This window comes from Stenotrophomonas sp. YJH_SMC_130, from assembly GCF_059369035.1.
The window spans coordinates 58,298-76,191 of the sequence record NZ_JCAFSH010000012.1 but is presented as its reverse complement, the minus strand read 5'-3'; the positions used below and the strand labels follow the sequence as shown (position 1 = coordinate 76,191).

General features: G+C 67.8%; 14 protein-coding genes and 2 pseudogenes. 6 read left to right on the top strand and 10 right to left on the bottom strand.

What is annotated here, in order from left to right:
• Positions 1 to 229: 229 nt before the first annotated feature.
• Positions 230 to 1,423, bottom strand: coding sequence for an MFS transporter (locus AC5P5V_RS13925; RefSeq protein ID WP_134969246.1), 1,194 nt, complete (start codon positions 1,421 to 1,423; stop codon positions 230 to 232).
• 93 nt (positions 1,424 to 1,516) lie between these two features.
• Here AC5P5V_RS13925 and AC5P5V_RS13920 point away from each other — a divergent pair, with 93 nt between their 5' ends.
• A complete protein-coding gene (locus tag AC5P5V_RS13920; RefSeq protein WP_134969245.1) occupies positions 1,517 to 2,446 on the top strand; it encodes a LysR family transcriptional regulator in 930 nt (309 codons plus the stop codon).
• 93 nt (positions 2,447 to 2,539) lie between these two features.
• On the opposite strand, the gene AC5P5V_RS13915 is transcribed toward AC5P5V_RS13920, so the two are convergent.
• The gene (locus tag AC5P5V_RS13915; RefSeq protein ID WP_134969244.1) at positions 2,540 to 3,997 is read right to left on the bottom strand and encodes an amidohydrolase family protein; all 1,458 of its coding nucleotides are present in this window, start codon (positions 3,995 to 3,997) and stop codon (positions 2,540 to 2,542) included.
• A 54-nt stretch (positions 3,998 to 4,051) separates the two neighbouring features.
• Positions 4,052 to 4,753, bottom strand: coding sequence for an ankyrin repeat domain-containing protein (locus tag AC5P5V_RS13910; RefSeq protein ID WP_134969243.1), 702 nt, complete (start codon positions 4,751 to 4,753; stop codon positions 4,052 to 4,054).
• Between the two features lie 115 nt (positions 4,754 to 4,868).
• On the opposite strand from AC5P5V_RS13910, the gene AC5P5V_RS13905 reads away from it, so the two are divergent.
• Together AC5P5V_RS13905 and AC5P5V_RS13900 are read left to right on the top strand one after the other, a co-directional pair.
• The gene (locus AC5P5V_RS13905; protein WP_134969242.1) at positions 4,869 to 5,750 is read left to right on the top strand and encodes a LysR substrate-binding domain-containing protein; all 882 of its coding nucleotides are present in this window, start codon (positions 4,869 to 4,871) and stop codon (positions 5,748 to 5,750) included.
• 131 nt (positions 5,751 to 5,881) lie between these two features.
• Positions 5,882 to 6,319, top strand: a complete 438-nt coding sequence (locus tag AC5P5V_RS13900; protein WP_061479111.1) for a DUF3806 domain-containing protein — start codon at positions 5,882 to 5,884, stop codon at positions 6,317 to 6,319.
• A gap of 48 nt (positions 6,320 to 6,367) precedes the next feature.
• On the opposite strand, the gene AC5P5V_RS13895 is transcribed toward AC5P5V_RS13900, so the two are convergent.
• Positions 6,368 to 7,528, bottom strand: coding sequence for an amidohydrolase family protein (locus AC5P5V_RS13895; protein WP_134969241.1), 1,161 nt, complete (start codon positions 7,526 to 7,528; stop codon positions 6,368 to 6,370).
• A gap of 183 nt (positions 7,529 to 7,711) precedes the next feature.
• Between AC5P5V_RS13895 and AC5P5V_RS13890 the strand changes: the two genes are divergently transcribed.
• Positions 7,712 to 8,356: a hypothetical protein gene (locus AC5P5V_RS13890; RefSeq protein ID WP_231352163.1), complete on the top strand. Its 645-nt coding sequence runs from the start codon at positions 7,712 to 7,714 to the stop codon at positions 8,354 to 8,356.
• Positions 8,357 to 8,435: 79 nt separating this feature from the next.
• On the opposite strand, the pseudogene AC5P5V_RS13885 reads toward AC5P5V_RS13890, so the two are convergent.
• A pseudogene (locus AC5P5V_RS13885) lies at positions 8,436 to 11,162 on the bottom strand (TonB-dependent receptor plug domain-containing protein).
• Between the two features lie 181 nt (positions 11,163 to 11,343).
• On the opposite strand from AC5P5V_RS13885, the pseudogene AC5P5V_RS13880 reads away from it, so the two are divergent.
• Positions 11,344 to 11,979 (top strand): annotated as a pseudogene (locus tag AC5P5V_RS13880) (GNAT family N-acetyltransferase).
• Here the strand turns inward: AC5P5V_RS13880 and AC5P5V_RS13875 are convergent.
• Complete coding sequence (locus AC5P5V_RS13875; RefSeq protein WP_231352164.1) at positions 11,976 to 12,752, bottom strand: CDP-diacylglycerol diphosphatase; 777 nt, start codon at positions 12,750 to 12,752, stop codon at positions 11,976 to 11,978. The pseudogene AC5P5V_RS13880 and the gene AC5P5V_RS13875 overlap by 4 nt on opposite strands.
• Before the next feature lie 68 nt (positions 12,753 to 12,820).
• Entirely contained in the window at positions 12,821 to 13,480 is a 660-nt protein-coding gene (locus AC5P5V_RS13870) for a hypothetical protein (RefSeq protein WP_061479106.1), read from the bottom strand.
• A gap of 170 nt (positions 13,481 to 13,650) precedes the next feature.
• Here AC5P5V_RS13870 and AC5P5V_RS13865 point away from each other — a divergent pair, with 170 nt between their 5' ends.
• Positions 13,651 to 13,947 carry a hypothetical protein gene (locus tag AC5P5V_RS13865; protein WP_005417035.1) on the top strand — a complete coding sequence of 99 codons (297 nt, stop codon included), beginning with the start codon at positions 13,651 to 13,653 and terminating at the stop codon, positions 13,945 to 13,947.
• A 102-nt stretch (positions 13,948 to 14,049) separates the two neighbouring features.
• Here the strand turns inward: AC5P5V_RS13865 and AC5P5V_RS13860 are convergent, their stop codons facing one another.
• The 3 genes from AC5P5V_RS13860 to lldD all read right to left on the bottom strand — a co-directional run bounded on the left by AC5P5V_RS13860 (position 14,050) and on the right by lldD (position 17,892).
• A complete protein-coding gene (locus AC5P5V_RS13860; RefSeq protein WP_134968666.1) occupies positions 14,050 to 14,934 on the bottom strand; it encodes a hypothetical protein in 885 nt (294 codons plus the stop codon).
• A 121-nt stretch (positions 14,935 to 15,055) separates the two neighbouring features.
• Entirely contained in the window at positions 15,056 to 16,756 is a 1,701-nt protein-coding gene (gene dld, locus AC5P5V_RS13855; protein WP_134968667.1) for a D-lactate dehydrogenase, read from the bottom strand.
• Positions 16,753 to 17,892, bottom strand: a complete 1,140-nt coding sequence (gene lldD, locus AC5P5V_RS13850) for an FMN-dependent L-lactate dehydrogenase LldD (protein WP_134968668.1) — start codon at positions 17,890 to 17,892, stop codon at positions 16,753 to 16,755. The genes dld and lldD overlap by 4 nt, the downstream gene beginning before the upstream one ends.
• Positions 17,893 to 17,894: the final 2 nt, after the last annotated feature.

The window sequence follows — 17,894 nt, the reverse complement described above, 5'->3', positions numbered from 1 at the left end:
GGGCCCGAGGCATGCCTCGGGCGGGTTGGGCAGGACGCCCAACCCCGGTCTTGCCGTGTGCGCAGGAAAGCGCACACGAGCAAGCGGCTGCCAAGCCTACACGGACGTACTTGCGGCGTCCCCGCACTCCGACACCGCCCCACCACCCCACGGAATCCACGCTGTTGATGTTGATGTTGCTGTGGCTCCCAGCAGGTGCAGGGCTGCAAGCCCTGCCGAACGCCCCCCCTTACTTCAAACGCAGCAGCAGGCTGCCGCCCGCACACACCACCGCCAGCCAGGCCACGCCGTGCCACCCCCACTGCGCCAGCGCCAGGCTGCCCAGCGCACCACCGGCGGCCATGCCGATGAACATGCCGGTGAACAACAGCGCATTGAGCCGGCTGCGTGCCGGCGGCACCAGGCCGTACACCAGGGTCTGATGCGCCACCAGCGCCGACTGGAAGCCGAAGTCGAACAGCAGCGCACTCACCACCAGCAACGGCAGCAGCGCGGCGGCCGGCAACCAGCCTTCGGCCAGCAGCAGGCCGAAGCCCAGCAGCGCCACCGCAATCGCCAGCCGTGCCACCGCATGGCACCCCAGTCGATCAGCGAAACGGCCGGCAAACGGCGCGGCCAATGCACCGGCCGCACCCGCAATACCAAACGCACCCGCCGCAGCACTGCCGAGGCCCAGACGTGCATGCAGCATCAGCGCCAGGGTCGACCAGAACGCACTGAAGCCGACCGCCAGCAGCGACTGGCTGGCCACTGCACGGCGCAGCTGCGGCTGCTCACGCCACAACGCCAGCAATGAACCCAGCAACGCCGGATAGCGCAGCGTGCTGGTCGGCGCGAAACGCGGCAGTGCACGCGCCATCACCGCGCCCATCGCCGCCACCGATACCGCCGCCAGCACGAACTGCGTGCGCCAACCCCACGCTTCAGCCACCACGCCACTGACCACCCGCGACAACAGAATGCCGAGCAGCAGGCCGGTCATCACCCGGCCGACGATCTGGCCGCGCTGCGCATCCGGTGCCAGCACCGCAGCGGCGGGAACGATGTCCTGTGCCAGCGTTGCCATCAGCCCGACCAGCAGGCTGGCCATCAGCAGGCCCGGCAGGTGCCCGGCCATCGCGGCGGCGCCCAGTGCCAGCGCCAGCAGCGCGGACTTCAACAGGATCAGATGGCGGCGGTCGAAGCGGTCGCCCAGCGGTGCCAGCAGCAGGATGCCCAGCGCGTAGCCGAGCTGGGTCAGGGTTGGCACCAGGCCGGCGGCGCGCTCACCGGCGCCAAGGTCCTGGGCGATCAGGCCCAGCATGGGCTGGCTGTAATACAGCGACGCGACCGAGAAGCCGGCACCGGCCGCCATCGCCAGCACCAATGGGGCGGAAGGCACGGTCGCCGGTGCGGCCGCAACAGACAGCGAGGAGGTAGACATGGGGGAGCCCGGTAGAGGAAGTGGGCGTATCCTGCCTGTATTCGCCAAACGTCTGTAGTAGGCTCTGGTACATATCTTTCATACGCCACACGCATGAATGACCTGGCCACCGGCGCTGATCGCCTGGATCTGCTGCGCACCTTCCTGCGCATTGTCGATGCCGGCAGCCTGTCTGCTGCGGCCCTGCAGATGGGCACCACCCAGCCAACGGTCAGCCGACGCCTGCAGGCACTGGAGCGGCAGCTCGGCCTGCGCCTGCTGCAGCGCTCCACCCATGGCCTGCAACTGACCGAGGACGGCCTGCGCTGCCAGCGTCATGCGCAGCGCGTGGTCGACGAATGGGAGTCGCTGCAGGCCGAGCTGAACGGCGAACCGGAAACGCTGCGCGGACGCCTGCGGGTGATGGTGCCGCACGCCTTTGGCCAGGCGCAGCTGCTGCCGACCATGCTCGCATTCCTTGCCCAGCACCCGCAGCTGAGCCTGGAGTGGATCCTGGAAGATCGCCGCCCGGACTTCATCGCCGAAGGCATCGACTGCGCGGTCCGGGTGGGCCCGGTCGACGAACCGCGCATGGTTGCACTGCCGCTCGCGGAAGTGCCGCGCATCGTCGTGGCAGCGCCCTCGCTGGTGGACGCCACGGCGGTCAGTACGCCGGAACAGGCACAGTCACTGCCGTGGATCTCGCTGGTCACCTACTACCGCGAACGCCTGCTGCTGCATGATGCGCAGGGCCGGGCGCATACGCTGTCAATCAGCCCGCGCCTGCTCAGCGACAACCTGTTCGTGGTACAGCAGGCTGCACGCGCCGGGCTGGGCGCAGTGGTGGTCTCGGCCTGGCTGGTGGCCGACGACCTCGCACAAGGGCGGCTGGTGCAGCTGCTGCCGGACTGGCAGGCGCCGGCACTGCCGGTCCACGTCGTGTTTCCTGCCGCGCGCCAGCAGCCGCCACGGCTGCGCGCCTTCATCGATGCGATGAAGGCTGCGTTGCCGCAGCTGCACGGCATGCGGCCGGCACCGCGCTAGGTCACCGGCCGCATCATCCACGCATGGCGTGGATTTCGTTCAAGACCACAGGGTCAGAGCCCTTCCCGTTGGGAAGGGATGCGACCCTGCCAATCATTGCGCCTTCGCAGCCTCGGCGTTCCACGCTGCGACCTTGGCCTTGGTGTCGGCCAGCATCTTGTCCAGCGCGGCGCGGTCATACACGTTGCCGCGCAGGATCACGCTGTCGATCTTCTCGGTAGCGGCAATGTCCTGCAGCGGGTTGGCGGTCAGCAGCACCAGATCGGCGGCCTTGCCCTGCGCGACACCACCGTAGCGGTCCATCTGGCCGAACCAGGCCGGGCCGGAACGGGTTGCGGCCGACAGCGCCTGCGGCGCACTCAGGCCCTCCTTCACGAACAGCTGCAGTTCCTGGTGCAGGGCGATGCCCGGGAAGTTGAACGAGTTGAGGAAGCCCGCATCGGTGCCGGCAATGATCGTCACGCCCGCCTCCTGCAGCAACGGCAGCACGGCCGCCACCTGGTGGTACTGCGCGTGGCGCGCCTCGATCTGTGCCGGCGTCGCCTTCGCGGCGCGGTCCACGCGCCACTGGTAGGTCGCGCGCAGGCCCGGGCCGATGTAGGCCAGGTACGGATCGTTGGCGTGGTCATCCTGGTCCAGGAAATCGAGGATACGGCCACCGTTGAGGGTCGGGGTCACGAATACGCCGCGCTTGGCAAAATCACGGTAGGCGTGCATCGCGGTGTCACGGTCGAAGCTGGCGTCGAGGCGGCGGTTGGCTTCCGCGCGGTCGATGCGGCCGGCGCCGAAGTCGGCGGCGATCTGCGCTTCGTCCCTGCTGCCGGCCTTGAATGCGTAGTCCAGGTGCTCGATCGAGGCCAGGCCGGCATCGACCGCCTGCTCCACCGTCAGCGCCATCGGAATGTGGCCCGAGGCCTTGAAGCCGGCCTTGCGCGCGGCGCTGGCCGAATACAGGAACAGATCCGGCTTCAGCGTGCTGTCGGTGATCTTCACGAAATCGACCTTGTCGTGCTGCAGTCGGGTGATCGCCTTGTCGACGTCGGCCTCGCTGCCCACTTCGATCGTGCCCTTCCACACCGGCTTGATGCCTTCGATCTTCGCGCCGGAACTGAGCAGGCGCGGGCCGAACAGTGTGCCCCTGGCGATCTCGCCACGCCACTGCAGCACCTGCTCGGGCAGATCGCCGGAGCAGTCACGCACGGTGGTGATGCCGTGCGCGATGTACAGCGGCAGCAGTGCCTTGTTCTCTTCGATCAGCGCCGGGCCACCCCCGAAGTGCACGTGCATGTCCCACAGCCCCGGGATCAGGTATTTGCCCTTGGCATCGATCTGGCGGGCCGCGCTCCACTGGCTGCGCAGCTGCGCGTCCGGGCCCACCGCGACGATGTCCTCGCCGCGGATCACCACGCTCTGCCCGGCCAGCGTGCTGGCGTGCTCGACGTCGACCACGGTGGCATTGCGGATCAGCAGGTCGGCGCGCTCGGCAGCAGATGCCGACAGCGGCGCCACCGCAAGAAGGATGGCAAGGGGCAACAGGCGGGAACGGAACATGATGGACAGCATCCTGGTGGGCACGGCCAGCGTGCGGGTGGAAGGAGTAGCGGTTCAGCGCGCCGCGCCGTGCTGGCGCAGCAGGGTTTCAATACCGGCATAGCCACGCTGGCGCGCGTGCGCCAGTGGCGTTACGCCATCGCCGTCGGCCAGCTCCGGGTCGGCACCGGCCTCCAGCAGCAGCTGCACGATCTGCACATGGCGCTCGCCACCGTCGCCAAGCAGGATCGCTTCCAGCAGCGCGGTCCAGTGCAGGCGGTTGACGTGGTCCACCGCCACACCTGCACGCAGCAGCATGCGCACGGTGCTGACGTGGCCGCGCTCGGCGGCCGGAATCAACGCAGTGCCCCCATAGCGGTTGGTACTGCGCAGATCGGCGCCGTGCGCCAGGGTCATCGCCAGGATCTCATCCAGGCCGCGCGCGCCGGCATACAGGTAGGCACTGTCCTGCAGCGCATCCTTGGCATTGACGTCCGCCCCTGCCTCGATCAGTTCGCGCGCCGCATCCACGTTGTTGCCCTGCGTGGCCAGCAGCAGCGCCGTACGGCCCTGGCCATCGTGCGCCTCCAGATCAGCACCATCGGCCAGTGCTCCGCGCACCGCCCCGGCATCGCCGCGGCTGGCGGCATCACGCAGGCGCGCGTCTGCGTCGGCCCTGGACGTAGCAGTGCAGGCAGGGGCGACCATGGCCAGCAGACACCACAGCAGCACGCGCGTGAACGGTGCAGGCCAGCCAGCGGGGCAATGGAAGCGCATCACGTTGTCTCCTTTTCTCCATCGCCGTAGGGCGATGGTCGCAGGGGCCGCGCATTGCCGGCCCCTGCCCCGCATGGTAGAAGTCGGCCTGGGTATCCAGAAGTGAAATGTTCAAATGCAAGACAGTGCCAAATCGAATAGAACCCTGTTCGAACTGGACCTGCTGCGGGCGTTGGTGATGGTGGCCGACTGCGGCAGCTTCACCACGGCGGCCACGCGCCTGCATTCGACCCAGTCCACGGTCAGCCAGAAGGTGCGGCGGCTGGAGGAACTGGCCGGGCATCGCCTGCTCGAGCGCGGCCACCGCGATGTGCACCCCACCGACGCCGGCCACACCCTGCTCGGCTACGCGCGGCGCATGCTCGACCTGAACGAGGAAATGGCCCAGGCGCTGGCCGGCGCGATGGTGGAGACCGCGGTCCGCATCGGCGTACCCGAAGACTTCGTCAACCCGCAAACCACTCGCATGCTGGCCGCCTTCAGCCGCCGCCACCCGCAGGTGAAGCTGGAGATCAGCAGCGGCCTGAGCCGTGACCTGGCACAGGGCTTCGACCACGGCGAGCTGGACCTGGTGCTGGTCAAGCAGCGCCGCAACAGCCGCCAGGCGGTGCATTGCCGGCGCGAGCCGATGCACTGGATCGACAGCCTGCGCAGCAGCTGCCTCCTGCAGGACCCGCTGCCACTGGTCACCTTCCCGCCGCGAGGGCTGTACCGCGACGAGATGATCCATGCCGTGGAAGCGCTGGGCCTGCGCTGGCGCATTGCCTTCACCAGTTCGTCGCTGAGCGGCATCCTGGGCGCGGTGGCCGATGGCATCGGCATCAGCCTGCTGCCGCGCCGTGCAGTCACCCGCGAGCACCGCATCATCGATGGCGAGCGTGGGCTGCCGGTGATCGACAACTACGAAATCGGCCTGCTGCATCGTGCCGATGCCGATGGTGCGGTGCGGGCACTGGCCAGCGAGCTGTGGCGGCAGGTGCAGCGCGAGCCGGACTGACCACGGTAGGTCCACGCCACGCGTGGATGCCTTACGCGCATTGATCATCGATATCTGATCAATCTTGCCGCACGGCAGGCATCATGGCCTCGTACAGTGCCCCCTGCTTCCGTGCTCCACGGCGCCTCGCCATGTCCGACCAACCCCCGACGCGCTTCGATCCCCTGCCTGCAGCCCTGCAGACGCACCTGCAGCACCAGCGTGCACTGATCGCCGCGCGCGTGGCCGCCAGCTTCCCGACGTTGCCGGTGCAATGGCCGCTGGCCGCCAGCACATTGCAGCGCGTGGTCGATGCCGAGCTGATCGATCGTGACGACTGCGGCGGCTGGGAAGCCCTGGGCGTGGCGCTCGGTGACACCCTGGCCCAGCGCGTGCCAGGCCTGGCCTGGATGCAGGTTACCGATGCCTGGGGCATCGACGCGGTGCTGCGCTATGCCGACAGCAGCCTGCAGATCGGCGCCGGCACCCTGCTGCTCAAGCGCGTGGAGCAGGGCGAGGTCATCGACATCGCCCATCTGCTGGCGTGGCTGGAAGAATTCGTCGCTACCCGCGCCGACGATTACGCCTGAAAGCCGCCGGGCATGGCTCGGCGCTACAGAGGTTGGTGCGGCCTGGATCTACAGCCAGCGGCCATCCACCACTACGCGGCGCTCCACCGGCACTGCGGCCACGGCCGCCGGGCCATGATCGGCCCGCACGGCCACGAAAGTGGCCGGATGCCCTTCCACAAGACCGTATTGCGGCACGCCGATCACCTGCGCGGCGTGGGTGGTGACCATGTCCAGCGCCAGCATCAGGTCGGCATCGGTGTAGAAGCCCGAGCGATAGCCCAGCAGCATCGCCCGCTGCAGCAGATCGCCGTTGCCGTAAGGCCACCAGCAGTCGCGGATGTTGTCGTTGCCGGCGAACACGCGCACGCCCGCATCATGCAGTGCGCGCAAAGGCGGAAATGGATGATCACCCGGCGCGTTGCTCATGATCGCCACACCCGCCGTGGCCAGCGCCTCGCCCACCTGCAACGCGCGCGCCAGCGGCACGTCGCCCAGCGAGTAGGCATGACTGACCGCCACCCGCCCCTGCAGGCCAGCGGCCCGGGTCCGCGCGGCAATGCGCAGCAACTGGGCCAGTCCGGTTTCGCCGGGCTCGTGCAGGTGGATGTCCAGGCGCACGCCATAGCGCTCGGCCAGGCCGAACAGCAGTGCCAGCTGGCCCTCAGCATCGCCATCCAGCGTGGTCGGGTCGATGCCTCCCAGCACCTCCACGCCCGCTGCAAGGGCCTGCTCAAGCACGGCGGCGGTACCCGGACAGGACATCACCCCGGCCTGCGGGAACGCTACCAACTGGATGCGCATGAGGTCGGCACAGCGCAGCGCCGCCTCGCGCGCCGCTTCGAGATGGCCGAGACCCGTGCTGCCGTCGATGTCGACGTGGCAGCGCATGGCCACCGTGCCGAAGCGGCTGCACTGGCGGATCAAGGCCTCGGCACGGTCCACCATCGGAGCGGCACCCGCTACTGCGGCCTTCTCCACCGCCAACCGCTCACGCAGGCTGTTCACCGGCTGGTGCGGGTGCCAGCGGTCGCCGACAAAACTCTTGTCCAGATGGATGTGGCCGTCGACCAGCCCGGGCAGGACCGCGAAGCCCTGCAGGTCGACGCATTCCGCCCCGTCGGCCGGCGTAGCCTCGCCATTGAGGCCACTGATGCGGCCGTCACGGACATGGAAATGCAGTGGCGCGCCGTAGCGATCTACACCGCCATGGACGAACTGAAGCGTCATCGGAAACTCCGGGAAAGCCAAGCCATGGCGCCATCCTGAGCGCCGGCGCTGCCATCGGCCAACGAAATATCTGGATGGCACGCATTCACCAGAACGATGATTACCGTGCGACAACCGGTCGCAGCCACGCCGTGCACACGCCTGAACGGGTAACATGGGCGCCTGTTTCCGCTGTGATGCCGCATGGGCCCGTCCGACCGCCACGATCGCCTCCGCCGCTGGCAGGCCGCGTCCCTGCTCGCTGCTGCCCCGATGGCCAGCCTGTCCGCCGCCGATACGGCCGCCACCGCGCCGCTGCAGGCGCCGCCGGGCCAACAGCGCATCGCATCGGCTGCCCTCGTCGAGCGGTTGCACCAGCGTGTGCTGTCCGGGCAGAGCGCCACCGCCACCCTGGAACACTGGTGCGCCGAACACGGCCTGGCCGAACAGGCGCGGGTGCGCGCCGTGCGTGTGCATGGCCAGGACAAGCCTGCCCCCGCCGATGTGCTGCAGGCGCTGGGTGCGACGCAGCCTGGCACCGCGCTGCGCTACCGCCGGGTACAGCTGGTCTGTGGCAGCCGCGTCCTCTCCGAGGCCGACAACTGGTACCTGCCGGACCATCTCAGCCAGGCCATGAACCAGGTGCTGGACAGCACCGACGAACCCTTTGGCCGCGTGGTCGGCCCGCTCGGCTTCCAGCGCCAGACACTGGCCGACCAGACGTTCTGGCCACCGCGTGGCGAAGGCGACGACGGCGTGGTCCTGGAAGTGCGCGCGCTGCTGCGCGATCGCCAGCAGCAGCCCTTCAGCTACGTCATCGAGTCGTACCTGCAACAGGCGCTGCCCTAGCCGACCGGCGCGCGCCATCACCGCGGTGTCCAGACAGCAGAAGGCCCGGCATTGCCGGGCCTTCTGTCTGCCCGCCCGATCAGCGGAACCGGTAGTCCAGCTGCAGCCAGTACTGGCGGCCATACGGGTCGTAGTTGCCGACCGGGTAGAACGGCCAGCCGCCCCCGTTCCTGTCCGCCGGCGGGCGGCTGTCACGCAGGTTGTTGACGATCACGCCCACCGACAGGTTCTCGCCGAACTGGCGGAACACGCTGGCGTTGTAGGTCATGTACGGCGCGATGCGGCCACTGCCATCGGTCTTCGGCAGTGAACCGAAACGATTGCCGTACAGCGTGGTGGTCCAGTCACCCTGGTTCCAGGTGATGCTGCCATTGGCCTTGCTGCGCCACTGGTAGTCATCCAGTGAATTGCGGATGTCACGCTCCGGATCATCGGAGAACTGCCGGTACTTGTGCTCCAGCACCACGGTATAGGCCAGGCGCGTGGTGAAGCGGCCATAGCGGCCGGCGTCGAAGCGCCAGTTGCCCTTCAGGTCCAGGCCGCGCACCGACTCGGAGGCCGCGTTGATCGGATTGATCAGCACGCGGGTTACCTGGTCCGGCTGCACCGTGGCATTGGACGGGTTGCGGATCACCCGCGACAGCGCGTCCTGGCACAGCGGTGAACCGATATCGCGCGCTTCGCCACCCAACGTGCGTCCCAGGCGGCAATCGGCTTCATCACGAAGAATACGGCTGGTGTCGAGGCTGGTGACCTCATTGTCGATGCGGATGTCGTAGTAGTCAGCACTGAAATCCAGCCCGGACAGCGGCGACCAGACCACGCCGAACCCATAGGATTTGGCGGTTTCCGGCTGCAGCTGTGCGTTGGCACGGTTGCTATAGTCGATCGACAGGCCGTTGTAGTCGCAGTTGTCGTACGACTGGCCCGCAGTACGGCAGCGCCAGTAATCGGTCATGCCCGGGTTGTAGCCGCGGGTCTCGGTGGCGAACACGTAGTTCATGTCCGGCGCACGGAAGCTGGTCGCGGCAGAGCCGCGGATCAACAGGCTCTCGATCGGGCGGAACTCGACGCCGAAGCTCCAGGTCGCCTTGCCGATGTGCTCGCCGCCTGCGCGGTACTGGTCGTAGCGGCCGGCCAGCGTGGTGGTCAGCGATTGCAGCAGCGGCAACTGCAGTTCAACGCCGGCCGCATAGCGATCACGATCACCGCCGGCACCGATACCGGCGCTGGTGTTCCAGAACTCGCCGGTGCCCAGGCGCGGGTCCGGGCGGTTGCGGTAGCCCTGGCTGCCGGCCTCGACCACCGCCGCCAGCGCAGCATCGCCGCCCGGCAGTGCGAACAGGCGGCCATTGATGCTGGCGCTGAAGGTCTGCAGCCACGCCGCGTTGCGGCTTTCCTGATAGTCGGACAGGCCCTCGTACTCGTTCGGAGTCAAAGGCTTGAACAGGCGCACCGGGTCCGGCGCATAGACCTCCACGCCATTGCGCACGCCCAGCTTCGGGCCCAGCAGGTACTCGTTGATGCCGGCCAGCAGCACCGGGCGACGGGTGCGGTTCTCGTAGCGCGAACGGCTGTAGACCGCCTCGTAGTCCCAGCCGCTGTCGCCGATCTGGCCGCGTGCGCCCACGTTGAACGACCACGAGTTTTCCAGGAACCGGTTGGCATTGCGCGGCAGGCCACCGATTTCTTCCGGCGCGAAGCGGCGGTACCAGCTCTCCAGGTTCCCGCTGTTCTGGTTGTAGAAGTAGTTGCGCGCCGAGGTCCAGGTCGGCGCGCGCGTGTTGTTGTAAATGCGCGCGCTGCCCACGGCGACATCGGCGAACAGGTCGGTGGTCTCGTTGAGGTGGAAGGTCGCCAGGCCATAGCCATTGAGGTTGCGCTTCTCGGTCTGCACCGTCCAGTAGCTGGCCGCGGCCTCGTTGCTGCCGCAGTACCAGCCCAGGCGCGGGTTGCTGGCACGGAACACGCTGCCGCCATAAATGTCCGACGCTGCGTCGCAGCCGCTCACGCCCGGATCGATGTTGCGGCCGGTGGCGGCGTTGCGGCGATAGGCGATCGCCGTTGCCTGCGGCGCCTAGCCGGCCGGATCATCGTCCAGTGAATCCATGAAGTCGCGTTGGCGCGCGTGGATCGCCTTGCGCACGTCGAACTCGAAGCCGAACAGCGCATCCCAACGCTCGCCGGAACTGCCACCGACCACCTGCGCGCGCTGGTTGTCACCCCCGCCCTGCTGGGTGCCGCCGGCGCGCACGTTCACGTCCACGCCTTCAAAACGGTCCTTGAGGATGATGTTGACCACGCCGGCGATGGCATCGGAGCCATACACCGCCGACGCACCCGCAGCGAGCACCTCGATGCGCTCGATCAGGGCGCTGGGAATGTTGGCCAGGTTGACCACATTCACCGAGCCCTCGTAGGCCAGCGGGTAGTCGGCCTGGCGGCGGCCGTTGACCAGCACCAGCGTGCGGTTCGGACCCAGTCCGCGCAGGTTGATGGTGTTGGCGGCCGGCGTGAACGTATTGCCGAAGTCCTCGCCCTGCACGTTGCCGGTGTTCTCGGTCAGCGCGCTCAGCGCGTCGAAGGCGTTGCGGTAGCCCTGCGCATCGATCTGCTCGCGGCTGATCACCGTCACCGGCGAGGGCCCCTCGACACTGGCACGGGGAATGCGCGAGCCGGTGACCTTCACTTCCTGCAATGTGGTGGGTGCGCTTTCCTGCGCGAAGGCCGGCAGCGAGACCAGCATCAGGGACGACAGCGCGAGCACCAGCGGACGCGGGCGCAACGCCTTGTGGGAGGCGGACATGGGCTTCCTGGGGGAGTGGGCGGGTGGTACGGGGGAGCCGTGGCCTGTGCGGCACATAACGATCCCGTAACGAAAGTGTCCTGAATGGGTGGTTTCAACGGAAATGACCAGCCCTGATGGGCTTATGCCTGAACCGAATCAGACGGACCCACGGCACCGCCACACTTTTGCAATGAATTGCATGGTCTGGCGCTTTTCCGATACGCATCGTGCATGGATGACCAACCGCGCCACCTACACCCACCTCGCCCCGCTGCGCCCCGTCCTTCGCCGCCACCTGCTGCACCTACAAGCAACACCCATCACCCTGCGTTCGTTCCAGCGCACCGATCTGCCGCGCTGGCGCACCTTCGACGACCGTCGCCAGCGCGGCCAACGGCCGTCCTACGGCATTGATGAAGAGGCCCGCTTCCTCGCCAGCGTCCATCGTTCACGCCTACAGGAAGACAACGATCTGCTGGTACTGGGCGTGTTCGACGACGCGCAGGGCATCCTGCACGACCAGCTGCATGTCCGCCTGCAGTCGCTGCATTCGCGCTGCGCAGAACTGTAGTCGCTGCAGCACCGCAACGCGCATCCACAGGCCACACTGCGCGCGCTGTGCCCGTTCCTGTTCGACAATGTCGGCCTGCATCGCATCTTCGTCCTACTGCCACCGGGTTGCACCACCCCTTTCGCCCAGGCACTGCAGGCCCACGGCTTCATGCGCGAAGGCATCCTGCGCGACTACCACCTGGACGCCGAGGGATGGCATGACCGCCAGCTGCTGGCGCTTACCGCGCCGGCGTGGCGCAGCAATCTGCAGCGGATCGGCTAGCGCACCCGCTCCAGTGCCGCACCCGCGCCGGTCAGCACCGTGCAGGCGTGGTCCTGCAGTTCTTCGCCGCTGGCATCGTTGCCGCTGGCGGCATCCACGCGGGTGGCCAGCAGGATGAAGCCGGGGCCGCCCTGCACGTCATCGCGTCCGGCCACCACCAGGCTCCACTGGCCCACATCGCCCACGCCGCTCAGGCCATAGGCCAGCAGGTTGAGCGGATTGGCGGTCATTTCTGCACCGGGCAACAGATAGGCCTGGTACTGATGCCCGCGCAGAAGCACCGGCAACGGTGACCAGCCTGGCCCCAGGCTGCCGGCGTGTGCATCCAGGGCCTGCAGCACGTCCGTGCGCAGGCAATCGACATGGATATGCAACTGCTGCTGCGACCGTCCGTGCGGTGAGTTCAGCGCCAGGCTGGCCACGTTGCGCGGCAATGGCTGGCCCAGGGCCTGTTCGGTGTGCGCGCGCGCCTGCCAGGCGGCCGCGAAATAGTTGGGCGCCCCACGCTGGTAAAGACCGCGGCTCTCGATGCCACTTACCTTGTCCAGCGGCATCAGCAGGAACTGGTAGTCACCGTGTGCATCCTTGACCAGCACGTCACGGCGGCCGGCTGCCGTCTCAACCCGCAGGCAGCTGCCGCGCGGGCCGTCAGCTGCCTGGCAGTCACGCTCGATCAGGCGCCACAGCGCATCGGAATGGGCGGGCGGCGGAGGCGCGCTCGCACAGGCGGACAACAGCAGCAGGGGCGACAGCAGCAACGGGCGCAGGGACACGGCGGCGACTCACGGAACAGGCACGGCAGGCGGCGCCGCGCTGCATTCTAGCCAGCGCGGTGCTGCAATCAGTAGGTGCCGAACGGCACTTCAACCACGATCGGGGCCACGCCCTCGCCCGCCTGCAAGGTGTAGCGGTCCAGCGCGCCATCATCTTCGGCGTGCGGCTGGCGCTGGAAATGCAGGGAATAGCGGTCATCCCCCAGGCGCACGGCACTGCCATCGGCCTCCAGCGCGGCACCTTCGGGAATCAGCAGCCCACCCAGGTCGCTGTAGGCCCCCGGCACATCGGTGAAACCATAGTCGGCCAGTTCATCCACGCGCTGCATCGCATAGACATGCGGCAGGTAGGGGCGTGCCGGGCTGCGGCCATTGCTGAGGTCGGTCACCCAGGCCTGTGGCAGGTGGTATTGCTCGCGCAGTGCGGCCACGCCCAGCGACGGGCTGGCCACCTGCAGGCAGCACACCGCGCGCTTGCCCTCACGATCGACAATGGCGAATCGATCGCCGCGGGTGGCGGCCTGCGGCAGCATCGCGAACGCCAGGTTGCGCTGAGCGGGTGCGTAGCCTGCCTCGGTCTGCAGGTTGCGCCAGGCACCGAACACCGGCGCTTCCGCAACGGCGTCCGGCGCCGGCTCGATGGCAGAGGCGGCAAACGCCACGCCCAGCACCGACACTGCCAGTACCCTTCTTGCCCTGCGCTTGTCGCGCAAACTGCCTGCCGTCATAGCGTATCCAACACCTGCACCGGAAAGGCCCGGCCTGCCCGCTGGCGTGCTGCCAGCCATCCCTGCCACTATGCAATGACCACGCTGTGCCGGCAATGACCGGAGTGCTGACGCCTTTCGCGCGACGGGTGCTATCGTTCCGCCCATCTTCCCTGCGCAGGAGCGCTCGCATGTCCGCCTTCCGTCTGTCCCTGCTACTGCCTGCGTCGGCCCTGCTGCTGTCGGCCTGCGTCAGCACCCCTGGCCCGCAGGTCAAGGGTACCGGCCACTGCGATGCCAGCCAGCTGGGCTGGGCAATCGGCCAGCCGGCCAATGAGCCCAACATCCGCCGCCTGTCCAGCGAGAGCGGCGCCGGGCTGGTCAACCCGATCGGCCCCAGCACCATCACCACCAAGGACATCCGCCAGGATCGCCTGCGCGTGTACGTGGACAAGGACAACATCATCACCGCCACCCGCTGCGAGTAGGCGCTGTAGAGCCGAGCCCACGCTCGGCTGCGCTTCCGTGACAGCCGAGCGCAGGCTCGGCTCTACAGAAAACCCCAGTCGAGCATGGCTCGACGCTACATGTCAGGGTTCGGTATACCCCGCGCAGTCCGGCAGCGCCTGGTCGGGGTGGAACACCCCATCACTGAAGCGGAACAGCCGCGTGTAGCTGCACGCCGGGTCCTGTTCGGTGCGCAGGTCCTTCTTCTTCAGCGGGCCCTTGGCCAGCGAATCCTCGAAGCGCGAAACACCGGCCGGGAACCGGGTCGCCACGGTCTGGTAGCGCAGCACCGGCATGCCCTCGGCCACCGGATCCAGCCCGAGCTTGGCCGAGAACCCGTATTCGTCGTGGCAGGCGCCTGCGCGCTGCTTCATGTCCTGCTCGCTGAAACAGGCGCGGATCATCGCATTGCCCAGCCATGGCACGGTCAGCACGTCGTCGTCCACCTGGATGTCGTCCTGCAGGTGGCGCACGCGTGCCAACTGCAGCGTGGACGCGTCGGCCCCTCCACCGGAGTACATGGTGCTGAACTTGACGATGCCGCCCACCAGCACATTCTGGCGGGCGCGCTGCTGCGGGTCGGTCACTGTTTCGTCGCTGCCCACGCCCGGCGCCAGGCGCACGATCCACGGCCACAGTGACAGGTCGGCTTCCTGCGGCACGTCGATGCTGACGTGGTAGGTGTGTGGCTTGCCCTGGCCCGGCCCCTTCTCAAGCACTTCCAGCACGCTCGGCCGGTCACCCTCCTCGGCAACCGGCTGCACGCGTACGCACCAGTTGCCGTCCCGCGTGCAGTCATAAAGCCCCGAAGGCCCGGTCTCATTCGCGATCAGTACCTGTCCCAGCGGCTCCATCACGTTGCCGGCGACATCGCGCTGCTGCGGCAGGATCGCGCTCTGGGCCAGCGCCAGCAGCGGGATCGCCAGCAATGCAGTGCACAGGGTGGCGCGGGCGGCAGCGGTGGGCATGGACGGCTCCTGCGGTTGGGCTTCCGATGGTAACCGTTGCCCGCCATCATTTTTGTAGAGTCGAGCCATGCTCGACTGCTGTTTATCAGGAAGAGCAGCCGAGCATAGGCTCGGCTCTACATCATCCGCAGTCGCAGCCACCCCACCCCTTGGCCTTCGAGGTCTGGCCGATACCGGGATTGAACGTATTGCTCGGGTCCAGCTGCCTGTAGAAGCCCGCCAGCGCCGGCTTGGCCGGATACAGGTGGCCGACATTGTGCTCGGCCGGATACTCGGCGCCCCGCTGGTCCAGCAATGCCCACATCGCATGCTCGATCGCCATCGGGTCTTCACCTTTGCGGGCGATGTAGTCCTGGTGGAACACGTGGCAGAGGAAGTGCCCGTAATACAGCTTGTGCAGCAGGCGGCCGTCGATATCGGCCGGCAACTGCTCGAACCAATCCGTATCGTCGCGGCGCAGCGCGATGTCCAGCGCGACGATGTCCTGCACCTGGTCACGATGCACTTCACGGTAGCGCACTGCGGCACCGGCCACGGCAAAGCGATGCAGGAACGCCTTGCGTCCCTCCTCGGCCGTGCAGTGGAAATAGCCGCCTTCGTGCCCGGCGAAGAACCCGCGCAACCAGGCCTCGGTTTCCGCAGCGTCCTGGGCAGAGACCTTCAGCAACAGGTGATGCTCATAGCGTTGCCGGAACTCGCCCATGCGCTTTGGCAGGTGCGAGGGCAGCAGGCCGGTCAGCACCTGCATCACCCGGTCGGTCACCCCGCGCAGGCCCAGCCGTTCGAACCAGCCATCGACGCGGCTCTTCAATGCAAACGCCGCGGGCACACGGGAGGTACCGAGGCGATCAATCAGCAGGAAGCTGTCCTTGCCGTAGCGCTCGCCGATGTCATAGGCATCGCGGTGAATGTACTCGCCCGCGATCGGCAGGCGCTCGAAGCCGGTCAGCAGCTGGCGACGGATCGCGGTGAGGCTGTCGGTGCGGTTGCTGCCGATGTAGAAGACTTCGGCGGCCTCCTTTTCGAAGGTGTCCAGGCGCACCGCGAACACCGCCAGCTTGCCCGCGGACCCGGCCGCCTCGAAGTGGCGGCTGGGATCGGCGTTGAAACGTGCGGGGGTATCGGCATCGACCTTGCGTACTTCCTCGGCATAGCGTGGATCGGAAGCCGCACGGCCGTCGCCATCGCCCACGTCGGCGGCCGTGTAGTCACCGGCCTGCAGGCGCTGCAGGATCTGCTCGGGCGTATCACCCAGCGCGATGCCGAGATGGTTGACCAGCTGCAACTGGCCCTGCGCATCGACCTGCGCATACAGCGCCAGCTCGGTGTAGGCCGGGCCGCGACGCACCAGCGCGCCACCGGAGTTGTTGCAGATGCCGCCCAGCACCGAGGCGCCGATGCAGGACGAGCCGATCACCGAATGCGGTTCGCGGCCCAGTGGCGCCAGCGTCTGCTCCAGCCGGTCCAGCGTCGCACCGGGCAGGCACAGCACCTGGCGGCCTTCGTTCAACAGCTGGATGCCGGTCAGGCGCAGCGTGCTGACCAGCACGATGGGCCGGCCGTAGTCATCGCCGTCCGGGGTCGAGCCACCGGTCAGCCCGGTGTTGGCCGCCTGCAGGATGATCGCGGCGCCGCCCTGCACCGCTGCCTGCAGCACGCGCCACAGTTCCAGCAGCGTCCCCGGTCGCACCACCGCCAGCACTGGGCCATCGCCGAAGCGGTAGCCGCGACGGAAGCGCCGCGTGGCCTTGTCGCCGGTCAGTACATGGCGATTGCCGACCGCATCGCGCAACTGTGCCAGCACGGCGTCGTGGCCGCTCATGGCAGGCTGACCAGCGAATCGCGGCCGATGTCGGCGATGCGGCGCGCACCGGTCAGGGTCATCGCCACGCGCATTTCCTTGGCGATCAGGTCCAGCAGGTTGGCCACGCCGGCCTCGCCCTGCGCGGCCAGCGCATAGATGAAGGCACGCCCCAGCAGCACGGTATCGGCCCCCAGCGCCAGCATGCGCACCACGTCCAGGCCGGTACGGATGCCCGAATCGGCGAGAATCTTCAGATCGCCCTGTACCGCGTCGGCAATCGCCGGCAGTGCGCGTGCGGTGGACAGCACACCGTCCAGCTGGCGGCCACCGTGATTGGAGACCACGATGCCATCGGCACCGAACTTCACCGCATCACGCGCGTCATCCGGGTCGAGGATGCCCTTGATCACCATCGGCCCCTTCCAGAACTCGCGGATCCATTCCAGGTCCTTCCATGAAATGGACGGATCGAAGTTGCTGCCCAGCCAGCCGATGTAGTCCTCCAGCCCGGTCGGGTTGCCGCGGTAGGTGGAGATGTTGCCCAGGTCATGCGGGCGGCCGAACAGGCCCACGTCCCACGCCCAGTGCGGATGGGTGATGGCCTGGCCGATACGGCGCAGCGAGGCATTCGGGCCGCTCATGCCCGAGTGTGCATCGCGGTAGCGCGCGCCCGGCACCGGCATGTCCACGGTGAATACCAGCGTGGTCACGCCTGCGGCCTGCGCCCGCTCCAGCGCGTTGCGCATGAAGCCGCGGTCGCGCAGCACGTACAGCTGGAACCACATCGGCCGCTGGATGGCCGGTGCCACTTCCTCGATCGGGCACACCGACACCGTGGACAGGGTGAATGGAATGCCACGGCCGTCGGCCGCGCGCGCCGCCTGTACCTCGCCGCGCCGCGCATACATGCCGGTCAGCCCGACCGGCGCCAGCGCCACCGGCATCGCCAGTTTCTCGCCGAACAGCTCGGTTTCCAGGCTCAGGTCGGACATGTTGCGCAGGATGCGCTGGCGCAGCGCGATGTCGGACAGGTCGGAAACGTTGCGCTTCAGCGTGTGCTCGGCATACGCGCCGCCATCGATGTAGTGGAACAGGAACGGCGGCAGCCGGCGTTCGGCAGCAGCACGGTAATCGGTGGAGGCGGAGATGATCATGG

What these genes read in the sequence shown, in the direction of transcription:
- AC5P5V_RS13915 (WP_134969244.1), bottom strand. Translation starts at nt 3,997, where the DNA reads ATGTTCCGTTCCCGCCTGTTGCCCCTTGCCATCCTTCTTGCGGTGGCG.
- AC5P5V_RS13860 (WP_134968666.1), bottom strand. Translation starts at nt 14,934, where the DNA reads ATGCCCACCGCTGCCGCCCGCGCCACCCTGTGCACTGCATTGCTGGCG.
- dld (WP_134968667.1), bottom strand. Translation starts at nt 16,756, where the DNA reads ATGAGCGGCCACGACGCCGTGCTGGCACAGTTGCGCGATGCGGTCGGC.
- AC5P5V_RS13890 (WP_231352163.1), top strand. Translation starts at nt 7,712, where the DNA reads ATGGGCCCGTCCGACCGCCACGATCGCCTCCGCCGCTGGCAGGCCGCG.
- AC5P5V_RS13865 (WP_005417035.1), top strand. Translation starts at nt 13,651, where the DNA reads ATGTCCGCCTTCCGTCTGTCCCTGCTACTGCCTGCGTCGGCCCTGCTG.
- AC5P5V_RS13905 (WP_134969242.1), top strand. Translation starts at nt 4,869, where the DNA reads ATGCAAGACAGTGCCAAATCGAATAGAACCCTGTTCGAACTGGACCTG.
- AC5P5V_RS13925 (WP_134969246.1), bottom strand. Translation starts at nt 1,423, where the DNA reads ATGTCTACCTCCTCGCTGTCTGTTGCGGCCGCACCGGCGACCGTGCCT.
- AC5P5V_RS13870 (WP_061479106.1), bottom strand. Translation starts at nt 13,480, where the DNA reads ATGACGGCAGGCAGTTTGCGCGACAAGCGCAGGGCAAGAAGGGTACTG.
- AC5P5V_RS13920 (WP_134969245.1), top strand. Translation starts at nt 1,517, where the DNA reads ATGAATGACCTGGCCACCGGCGCTGATCGCCTGGATCTGCTGCGCACC.
- AC5P5V_RS13900 (WP_061479111.1), top strand. Translation starts at nt 5,882, where the DNA reads ATGTCCGACCAACCCCCGACGCGCTTCGATCCCCTGCCTGCAGCCCTG.
- AC5P5V_RS13910 (WP_134969243.1), bottom strand. Translation starts at nt 4,753, where the DNA reads ATGCGCTTCCATTGCCCCGCTGGCTGGCCTGCACCGTTCACGCGCGTG.
- AC5P5V_RS13895 (WP_134969241.1), bottom strand. Translation starts at nt 7,528, where the DNA reads ATGACGCTTCAGTTCGTCCATGGCGGTGTAGATCGCTACGGCGCGCCA.
- lldD (WP_134968668.1), bottom strand. Translation starts at nt 17,892, where the DNA reads ATGATCATCTCCGCCTCCACCGATTACCGTGCTGCTGCCGAACGCCGG.